Genomic DNA, 9,495 nt, shown 5'->3' with positions numbered 1-9,495 from the left:
GGGGGGGGGGGCGGGGGGGGGGCCGGGGCGCGCCCCACGGCGCGGCCCCGGCGCCCCCCGCGGCGCGGGGGCCCCCCCCCCCCCCCCGGGGGGGCGCGCCCCCCCCCCCCCCCCCGCCACGGGAGAGGGGTGTCAGCCGAAGGCCGGCACCGTGTCCAGGATCGCCAGCCGGGCGTTGGCCGTCTTGATGCTGCCGCAGAGCACCTGGGCCCCGCCGATGCGGTAGTCCTCGCCGCTGCCACTGGCCTTGATGACGGCGCCCTGCAGCGAGTTGTACTGCTTGTCCTGGAGGTCGTCCTTGCGCAGGTCGCGGACGACGATGAGCTTGCGGACCAGGTCGCCGGCGCCCTGCTGGGTGCCGAGGGCCTTCTTCTGGTCCTCCGTCAGCTTGGCGAAGGCGGCGTCGTTCGGGGCGAAGACCGTGACGTTCTCCATCGAGTCGAAGATGTCCTTGGCCTTGGCGGTCTTCACCAGCGTGGACAGCTGGGAGAGGTCCTTGGTCTGGTCGATCGCGGTCAGGACGGGCGTGCCGCCCATCGCCTCCAGGCTGCCGGCACCCTGGCCGGGCAGCGCGGCGCACGCCTGACCGAAGGCCTTCTCCGGCGGCGGGGGCGCGACGGCCACCGGGCCCGCGCCGCTGACGCCGGCGCCGCTGCAGCCGGCGAGCGGGGCGAGGACGAACGCCAGGGCCACGAGCATGGCGGGGCGGTGGGTGCGACGGCTCATTGCGGAGCTCCTCCTTGGGGGAACCGGTCGAATCGCGCCGGATGCGCCGATACGCCCCAGATAGTGGCACCACGCCGGGCCGCCTGACGGGAGGTCGGGCCCGTACCGCCCCGCCCGTCACCCGTCCGCCGTCGCGCGGGCGGCCCTCGCCGCGCCGCACCCCGTCAGGCGCGGAAGGCCGCGAGCAGCTTGTCGGTGAGGCGGTCGAGGTGGTCGGGGGCGGTCGGGGTGTGGACCACGGCGAGGCGCCAGTAGAGCGGGCCGACCAGGAGGTCGAGGGCGATCTCGCGGTCCACGTCGGCGGGGAGCTCGCCGCGGTCGACCGCCCGTTCCAGGAGCTGGGTGGCCCTGCCGCGACGCGCGTCGCGGACGTTGGTGAGCAGGGCCTGGGCCAGTTCGGGGGTGCGGCCGGCCTCGGCGAGCAGGTCGGGGATGATCCGCGCGGGGAGCCGCTGGTTGAGCGCGTCGGCGACCTCGGTGACGAAGGCCAGGACGTCGCCGCGCAGGGTTCCGGTGTCGGCAGGTCCGGACTCGGCGACGGCGACGGCGGAGACCAGGTCGACGGTCATCTCCAGCTTGGAGGCCCAGCGGCGGTAGATGGCCGCCTTGCCCGCGCCGGCGCGCTTGGCCACGGCCTCCAGGGAGAGCCGGGCGTAGCCGACCGCGGCGAGCTCCTCGAAGAACGCTTCGGCGATGGCCTCGGTCACCGAGTCCTGGAGGACGGGCCCGCCGGGCAGCCTGCGTGCGGGGGCGCGGCCAGGGGCAGGGGCGCGGCCGGGGGCGGGGGTCGAGGGCGGGGGCGGGGGCGCGGGGGTGCTGGGCATGCCCCGAACCTACACGAGGCGGAACGGTTGCGTCTCGACTGGGCGAGGTCTATCGTCGACCTCGAAGGCGAGACGAAACCGTTCCGTCTCGACAAACGGTCTGGGGTGCACCATGCAGTTCCTGTACGACGACGAGTCCTTCTCCTTCGAGGCCCTGCGCGCGGCCGGCTTCGCCAACGACGGCGGCGCCGACCTGGGCGAGGTCCTGACCACCCTCCGCAACGTCGCCGCGGGCGACGAGGAGGCCTGGCTGCGCGAGTGGAAGCGGACCGCGCAGCGCGTCCACGCCATCGGCACCGCCGCCCTCGCCTCCGGCCACCGGGTCAGCGCCCGCGAGGCCCTGCTGCGCGCCTCGAACTACTACCGCACCGCCGAGTTCTACCGTCGCGACGACCCCGCCCACGACCCCGAGGTCAAGGCCCTCTCCGCGCTCTCCCGCGAGACCTTCGCCACCGCCGCCGGACTGCTGGACCACCCCGTCGAGGCCGTGCGCATCCCCTACCAGGACACCACCCTCCCCGGGTACCTCTTCCTGGTCGACAACTCCGGCCTCCCCCGCCCGACCGTCGTCTTCACCAGCGGCTTCGACTCCACCCTGGAGGAGGCCTACTTCGTCATCGGCGCGGCCGCACTGCGCCGCGGCTACAACGTGCTGGCCTACGACGGCCCCGGCCAGGGCGCCGTACTGCGCGAGCAGGGGCTCACCTTCCGCCCCGACTGGGAGGCCGTGGTCACCCCGGTGGTCGACTACGCCCTCACCCGCCCGGAGATCGCCCCCGACCGGATCGCCCTGTTCGGCTACAGCCTCGGCGGCTACCTCACCGCCCGCGCCGCCGCTTTCGAACACCGGCTGGCCGCCCTCGTCCTGGACGACGGCCTGTACGACTACCACAACGCCCACACCCGGGTCATGCCGCCGTTCCTCCTGGACTGGGTCGAGAGCGGGCGCGACGACCTCGCCGACCCGGTGCTCGGCCTGATGATGCAAGCGGTCACCCAGCTGCGCTGGGCGCTGCGCAACGGCGTGTGGGCCTTCGGCGCGAGCTCCGCCTCGGACTACATCCGCCGGACCGCCGCCTACACCCTCGACGGCGTAGCCCCGCTCATCGCCTGCCCCACCCTCGTCCTGGATGCCGAGGACGACCAGTTCTTCCGCGGCGAGCCCCAGCGGGTCGCGGCCGCCCTGACCTGCCCGCACACCCTGATCACCCTCCCCGAGTCCGAAGGCGCGGGCGAGCACTGCCACATGGGCGCCATGGCGCGCTTCCAGCAGGTCGCCTTCGACTGGCTCGACACCACCTTCACCCCGGCCCCCGGCGGCACGGCCTGACCCCGTCGCACCCCGCTCTTGACCTCAAGTCAGCTTGAGGATCGAGACTGATCGCCATGCCGAACACCACCGCAGCTCCCCGCCCGCACACCGACGCCGCCCTCCCCCTGCCCGACGTCGAACTCGACCGGATCGCCGGGCGACTGGCCACTGGGGCGGTGGTGGTCGGCCTCGGCGAGTCCACCCGCTTCTCCCGGGAGACCTTCGGGGTACGGGACCAGCTCTTCCGCCGACTCGTCCGGGACCGCGGCTTCCGCGCCCTGGCCGTCCAGGACGGCGCGGGAGTCGGTGAAGCCCTCGACGCGTACGTACGCGGCGGCGAGGGCTCGACGGCGGACGCCCTGGCCGGGGCCTGGCGGCCGGGGCGCACCGAGGAGATGGCCGGCGCGCTGGAGTGGATCCGGGCCTTCAACCGTGACCACCCGGACGACCCGGTCCGGATCCTCGGGGTGAAGCCGGTCCAGGCCGGGGACGCCGACTACGACGCCGTCCTCGCGCAGGTGCGCACGATGGCGCCGGAGCGGCTCGCGGAACTGGCGGCCCACCTGGAGCCGATCCGTACGGCCCATCGGATCGACGAGCACGTGCAGCGGGCTCGGGGCGTCCACCCCGGTCGGCCCTTCGCCGAACACGCCCGCGCCGCACGGGCGTTGGTCGAGTCCCTGCCCGGCACCGGAGCCGGATCCGGTGACGGCGAAGGTGAAGGTGACGCACTCGCCAGGATGCGGCTGATCGTGGACTTCCACGAGCGCAGCGTCGCCGGGCGCGGCACCTACGCGGGCGAGGCCGAACTGTGGGCGGGGGCCATCGCCGCCTTCCAGCACCGCACCGGCCTGCGCACCGTCTACTGGGACGGCATCGCCCACACCGCGGCGACCGAGGCGGTGCTCGGCGTCGCACCCGAGCGGGGCCCGCAGGCCACTGCCGGCAGTCTGCTCCGCGGGCGCTACGGCGCGCGGTACGTCTCGGTGGCGATCGGCTTCCACCACGGCGACCTCGGGGCCGCCGTCGCCCCCGCACCGGCCGCGGACCTGGTCGACGCGAGGCTCGGCGAGCCCGGCCTGCCCGCCCGCTGGCTGGACCTGCGCCGGGAGGAGGTCCGCCGCGAGTGGGACGGCCCGGCCAAGGCCCGGGTGGTCAGCGGCCTCTACACCCCGGAGCGCGACGCCGTCGAGCACCTCGCCGTGGACTCCCTGGCCGAGGCGTTCGACGTCCTGGTCCACGTCCGCCGGGCTTCCCCGGTGCACTGGCTGCCGTGAGCGGCCCGTCGGCGGGGCCCGCGCCGACGACCGCGCCCCCGGTCCGGTCGGTCAGCCGAAATCCGGGTCGACCGGCGGCCACGGGTAGCCGAGTTGCGCCAGCCCGACCAGACGACCTGCTCCCCGTCGCGGGCGACGATCGGGGAACCGGGCCCAGTTGTCAGGCGATTTTCACGGCCGTCCGACGACCGGCTCCGTCCGGCACCCGGTCCCGACGGGATCGGCTCCCGGGTCGACGGGAACGGGGGGTCCGGATCGGATCCGGGCACGGACGAGTTCGACCGGGCCCCGGAACCAGCCCAGTTTCTCCACCCACCAGGTGAGGCCGGCCGCCCGGTACGGGGCGACGACCATCGCGTCGGCGTCCCGCCGCAACCCGGACGTCCGACCCTCCATGACGACGTCGAAGGAGGCATCGGAGGAGGCGTCGGAGGGGGCGTCGGAGGGGGCGTCGGAGGGGGCGTCGAACTGCCCGTTCCGGACGGCCCGTTGGGCGCGGACGTAGGAGACCACGGTTTCCAGGTCGGCAGGAGGCATCATCTCGGTGTGGCCCACCCCCGCCCGCGTGGGGAAGACGCCGTCCCACTGTGCGGCCCGCCGCATGGGGCGTCGCGAGGGCCAGGTGCCGGCGATCCACACCGGGATACGCGGGCGTTGCGGGCTCACCGGCTGGAAGGTGAGGTCCGTGACGGTGAACCAGCGGCCGTGGAAGGTGAACGGCCGGCCCGTCCACAGCCCGTCGAGGACGTGGAGGGCTTCGTCCAGCTTCTCCGCGCGCACCCGTGGGTCCGGATCCTGGCCCAGTGCTTGGAACTCGGCCGCGGAGGACCCGAGGCCGGCGCCGAAGATCAGCCGCCCGCCGCTGAGCAGGTCCAACGCGACGGTGGCGCGGGCGACTTCGGCGGGGCGCTTGAGGGCGAGCACGCTCACCATGACGCCGAGTCGCAGGCGCTCCGTGTCGGCGGCGATCGCGGCGAGCGTGGTCCACGAGTCGGTGAGGTGCTCGTCCGGGTGTTCCGCGACCTGGCCGTCCCAGAGGAAGAAGCCGTCCCAGCCGGACCGTTCCGCCAGCACTCCCAGTTCGCGGAGCAGGCGGGGATCCGCGTACTCGCGCCGGTTGGGCAGTCCGACGGCGTACCGCAGGGGCCGCTGTGGCATGGCGTCCATCGCTCGTCGCCTTCCTGATCGGGCACGACGGTCGCCGACGCGACCGGTTCCCGCCTCGATGATGTCGGCTGCGCGAGGAGCGGGGCAACCGGAACGGCGTCGGGCGAGCGCCCGCCCCGACGGTCGCCCGCGGCTGGACCGATAGCCGGAGAGCCATGAATCGCGGCAGGTCAGCGGCCCCTCCACAGGCCGGACGCCGGGTACGGTGCTACGGTCCTCTGGGAGCCCGGACCGCCTGTGGCGGTTCCCCTGCCCTCCCCCCTGCGGCGGCGCCCCCTTCGGGGGCCGGCGGACGCCTCCGATGCCGACGAGGCCCGGCCCGCGCCGCCCGACCTTCCACCCCTCCCGCACCTCCCACACCCATCGCCTTCGGACGGAACGGCCCGCCTTCGGACGGAACGGCCCCGGAGGATTCGAAGGGAGCAGCGATGCCCGAGAACAGCGCGACCCCGGGGCCCGGCGACGAGGTCCTGGTGATCGGCGGCGGGTTCACCGGCCTGGCCGCCGCCCACGAGCTCGCCCTGGCCGGGGTGCCCTGCCGGGTGCTGGAGCGTGAGCCGTACGTCGGCGGCCTGGCGGGCTCGTTCGAGGTCGGGGGAGCCCGGCTCGAACGCTTCTACCACCACTGGTTCTCCTCCGACCTGGAGGTCCAGGGGCTGTGCGCGGAACTCGGCTGCTCCGACCTGCTCCAGCCGCACCGGACCCGGACCGGCGTCTACTACGCGAACTCGGTGTACCGCCTGTCGAGCCCGTGGGACGTGCTGCGCTTCGCCCCCCTCCCGCTGGCCGACCGGGTCCGGCTGGGCCGGTCCGCGGTGCGGGCCCACCGGGTGAAGCACTGGCGGGAGTTGGAGGACCTCACGGCCCGCGAGTGGCTGGTGGAGCTGAGCGGGCCGCAGGTCTACGAGACGGTCTGGCGCCCGCTGCTGGAGGGCAAGTTCGGCGAGTACGCGACCGAGGTCGGCGCCACCTGGATGTGGACCAAGCTCCACCTGCGCGGTGGCAGCCGGTCGCACAGCGGCCGCGAGGTCCTCTACTACCTGCGGGGTGGCTGCGCCGCCCTGCTGGACGCGTGGGTCGCGCGCCTGTCCGAACTGGGGGTCCGGATCTGCACGGACACCCCGGTGCGGCAGGTGCTGACCGACGCCCGCGGGGTGTGCGGGGTCCGCACCGGGAGCGGCGTGCTGCCCGCACGGCGGGTCCTGGCCACCACGGCACCGGACCTGCTCGCCGGCTTCCTCGCCCCCGCCGCCGCCGGACCACCGCCCCACCCGGACGTGCCCGCCGTGCGCCGGCGACTGTCCGACATCCCCTACCTCGCCAATCTGTGCCTGGTGCTGCAGACCGACCGGTCCCTGTCGGACACCTACTGGCTCAACGTCACCGACCCCTCGTTCCCCTACGTCGGCGTCATCGAGCACACCAACCTGGAGGCCTCCGACGCCTACGCCGGGAGCCACCTGGTCTACCTGTCCGCCTACCTCCCGACCAGCGCCGCGCTGTACCGGATGGACGACGAAGCGGTGTTCCACGCCAGCCTCCCGCACCTGCGCCGGATGTTCCCGCGGTTCCACCGCGACTGGGTCCGGCGCCACCACGTCTGGCGGGCCGACCACGCCCAGCCGGTCATCACCCCGCACTACTCCGACCGCATCCCGGCGATGGAGACGGACGTGCCGGGGCTCTACCTGGCCAGCATGGCCCAGGTCTACCCCCAGGACCGGGGCACCAACTACGCCCTACGGCAGGGAAGGCACGCCGGGCGCCTGATCGCCGACCGGGTGCGCACCGCCCGCCGCACCGCCCCCGACCCACGACCTCCCGTCGCCGGGCACGGCGCCGGTCCGCGGTCCGGCCCCGAGGAGGGGACGCCATGAACTCCCTGATCAGCACCGAGGATTGCGAGCGGATGCCCATCGCCCGGGTGCACGAGCTCTACCGGCGCCATGTCAGCCGGGGCCAGGTGACGCTGCTCTCCGCCTTCGGCTTCGGCCGCGACGTCGTGGACAGCGCCTCCGGCTGCTGGATCACCCTGCGCGACGGGCGGCGGGTCCTGGACTTCACCGGCGGGATCGGCGTCCTGAACCACGGCCACAACCACCCCCGCATCCTGGCCGCCCGCCGGCGCTTCCAGGAACGGCGGCGGATGGAGGTGCACAAGAACTACTTCTCCCCGTACGTCGCCGCGCTCGGGCACAACCTGGCCCAGCTGCTGCCCGCGGACCTCGACGTCAGCTACTTCCCCAACTCGGGCGCGGAGGCCGTCGAGGGCGCCCTCAAGATGGCGTACAAGTACCACCGCGGCCATCGCGGCACCGTCCTGCACAGCGACATCGCCTTCCACGGCAAGCTGCTCGGTGCCGGAAGCCTGACCGCCTCGCCGGAGGTGCACTTCACCTTCCCGCGGATCCCCGGCACGGACGGCTTCGCCTTCGACGACCTCCGCTCCCTCGAACTGGCCCTGGACCGGCACACCACGCCCGAGGGCGGGAGCGACGTCTACGCGCTGGTCCTGGAACCGTTCAGCGCCTCCAGTCTCCGCGAGTGCTCGGAGGAGTTCCTGCGCGAGGCGCGCCGACTGTGCACCGAGCACGACATCGTCCTGGTCTTCGACGAGGTCTACACCGCCTGGGGCAGGACCGGTTCGCTCTTCCACTTCATGCGCCACCCCGGCCTGGTCCCGGACGTGGTGACCACTTCCAAGTCCTTCGGCGGCGGCAAGGCGTCCATCTCCGGCTACGTGGCCAGGGAGCCCGTCTTCCGCAGGGCCTACGACTCGCTCCCCGACGCCACCCTGCACAGCACCACCTACTACGGCTTCGGCGAGGAGACGGTCACCGCGCTGGAGGCCGTGGCGATCGCGGTCGACGACGACTACCCCGCCAGGGCCCGCCGCCTCGGCGAGCGGCTGCGCCGCGGCCTCACCGCCCTCGCCGCCGGGCACCCGCACCTGATCGCGGAGGTGCGCGGCACCGGGGCCCTCCAGGGCGTCGTCCTGCGCCACGGTCCGGCCGCCCTCGACCACGCGCTGCGCCTGCTGCCGTCCTCCTTCGCGCGCGACCCGCAGGCCGGGGCCAAGCTGGCGACCGCCGCCGTGGTCGCCGCCCTCTACCGCGACCACGGTGTGCTCACCTACTACGGCTCCAACCACGACCTCCCGCTGATCGCCGCGCCTCCCCTGGTGGCCGAGGACTCCGACGTCGACCTCTTCCTGGCGGCCCTGGACGCGGTGCTGGCCAAGGGAATGCCCCGCCTCCTGGCAGGTCTGGCCAGGGAGAAGGTCACCGCATGAGCTCCCCGTCGACGCGTCCCGTACCGCCCGCCGCAGGGCCCGGTACCGCGCGGGAGCACCGTCGCCTGCGGGTCTGGGAACGGCGCGTACGCTCCGCCGGGCTCCCGCCGCTCTGGGCGGGCCGCTGCACGGCCCTGTCCGAACCGTCCCGCCAGGCCGCCGCGGTCCGGCACACGGCCGCCACCCTGGCCGCCCTCCCGACGCCGTACCGCCTGGTGTTCGCCCTGCTGATGCGGGTGTTCCCGCTCGCCGTCGTCCTCGCGGACCCGAGGGGCCCGCTCCGGGGCACCGCGGACCGGGCCCGTCCGCAACGGGTCGCCGACCGGCTGTCCACGGTGCCCGGCTGCGCCGAACTGCTCAGGGTGAGCCTGGCGTTGGCCCTGCACGGCGCCCTGGACGGGCCTCCGGACGGACTCTCCGCTGCTCCGCCGCAGGAGCTCCGATGACCGGGACCGTCCGCACCGTCCGCTGCGACGCCCTGGTGATCGGCTCGGGAGCCGGCGGCAGCACCGCGGCCCTGGAACTCGCCGGCGCGGGCCGGGAGGTCCACGTCCTGGAGGAGGGCCCGCTCGTCCCGCAGACGCGGATCACCCGGGCGTCCCCGGCGGAGAACCTGCGCCTGCTCTACCGCCAGGGCGGTCTGGTGCCCATCCACGGCGCGCCCACCATCCCCTTCGGTGAGGGGCGTTGCGTCGGAGGAACCACCGTGGTCAACGGCGGGCTGCTCTGGCGACCTCCCGAACACCTGCTGGAGTGCTGGGCGTCCGCCGGCGTCGACGGCTTCCGGGCCCACCACCACGGCCCCCCCCGCCCCCGGTGGGGAACGCGGCCCCGTGGGGGCGCCCCACACCCCCGCGCGGGGGCCCCCCCGCGCCGGGTGGGAGCCCCCCCGGCGCC

At 74.4% G+C, this 9,495-nt stretch carries 9 protein-coding genes; 6 read left to right on the top strand and 3 right to left on the bottom strand.

Features of this window, described 5'->3' with window-relative positions:
• Positions 1-132: 132 nt before the first annotated feature.
• Positions 133-726: a fasciclin domain-containing protein gene (locus ACFWXO_RS23645; protein WP_380525681.1), complete on the bottom strand. Its 594-nt coding sequence runs from the start codon at positions 724-726 to the stop codon at positions 133-135.
• Positions 727-890: 164 nt separating this feature from the next.
• Entirely contained in the window at positions 891-1,550 is a 660-nt protein-coding gene (locus ACFWXO_RS23640) for a TetR-like C-terminal domain-containing protein (RefSeq protein WP_380525680.1), read from the bottom strand.
• A 112-nt stretch (positions 1,551-1,662) separates the two neighbouring features.
• On the opposite strand from ACFWXO_RS23640, the gene ACFWXO_RS23635 reads away from it, so the two are divergent.
• Both ACFWXO_RS23635 and ACFWXO_RS23630 read left to right on the top strand, forming a co-directional pair.
• The gene (locus ACFWXO_RS23635) at positions 1,663-2,880 is read left to right on the top strand and encodes an alpha/beta hydrolase family protein (protein WP_380525679.1); all 1,218 of its coding nucleotides are present in this window, start codon (positions 1,663-1,665) and stop codon (positions 2,878-2,880) included.
• 56 nt (positions 2,881-2,936) lie between these two features.
• On the top strand, positions 2,937-4,139 hold the full coding sequence (locus ACFWXO_RS23630; RefSeq protein WP_380525678.1) for an erythromycin esterase family protein: 1,203 nt from the start codon (positions 2,937-2,939) through the stop codon (positions 4,137-4,139).
• Between the two features lie 171 nt (positions 4,140-4,310).
• On the opposite strand, the gene ACFWXO_RS23625 is transcribed toward ACFWXO_RS23630, so the two are convergent.
• The gene (locus ACFWXO_RS23625; protein WP_380525677.1) at positions 4,311-5,306 is read right to left on the bottom strand and encodes an LLM class flavin-dependent oxidoreductase; all 996 of its coding nucleotides are present in this window, start codon (positions 5,304-5,306) and stop codon (positions 4,311-4,313) included.
• Positions 5,307-5,734: 428 nt separating this feature from the next.
• On the opposite strand from ACFWXO_RS23625, the gene ACFWXO_RS23620 reads away from it, so the two are divergent.
• The 4 genes from ACFWXO_RS23620 to ACFWXO_RS23605 form a co-directional block, all read left to right on the top strand.
• Positions 5,735-7,183, top strand: a complete 1,449-nt coding sequence (locus ACFWXO_RS23620; RefSeq protein ID WP_380525676.1) for an NAD(P)/FAD-dependent oxidoreductase — start codon at positions 5,735-5,737, stop codon at positions 7,181-7,183.
• Positions 7,180-8,598: an aspartate aminotransferase family protein gene (locus ACFWXO_RS23615; protein WP_380525675.1), complete on the top strand. Its 1,419-nt coding sequence runs from the start codon at positions 7,180-7,182 to the stop codon at positions 8,596-8,598. The genes ACFWXO_RS23620 and ACFWXO_RS23615 overlap by 4 nt, the downstream gene beginning before the upstream one ends.
• Complete coding sequence (locus ACFWXO_RS23610; protein WP_380525674.1) at positions 8,595-9,044, top strand: hypothetical protein; 450 nt, start codon at positions 8,595-8,597, stop codon at positions 9,042-9,044. Before ACFWXO_RS23615 ends, ACFWXO_RS23610 begins: the two co-directional genes overlap by 4 nt.
• Positions 9,041-9,495: GMC family oxidoreductase N-terminal domain-containing protein (locus tag ACFWXO_RS23605; RefSeq protein ID WP_380525673.1), on the top strand; the 455-nt coding region annotated here is incomplete at its 3' end. The genes ACFWXO_RS23610 and ACFWXO_RS23605, both read left to right, overlap by 4 nt.

It is taken from the genome of Kitasatospora sp. NPDC059088 (genome assembly GCF_042738155.1).
GTDB lineage: Bacteria > Actinomycetota > Actinomycetes > Streptomycetales > Streptomycetaceae > Kitasatospora.
The sequence above is the reverse complement of the archived record's forward strand: the minus strand, read 5'-3'. Positions and strand labels throughout refer to the sequence as shown.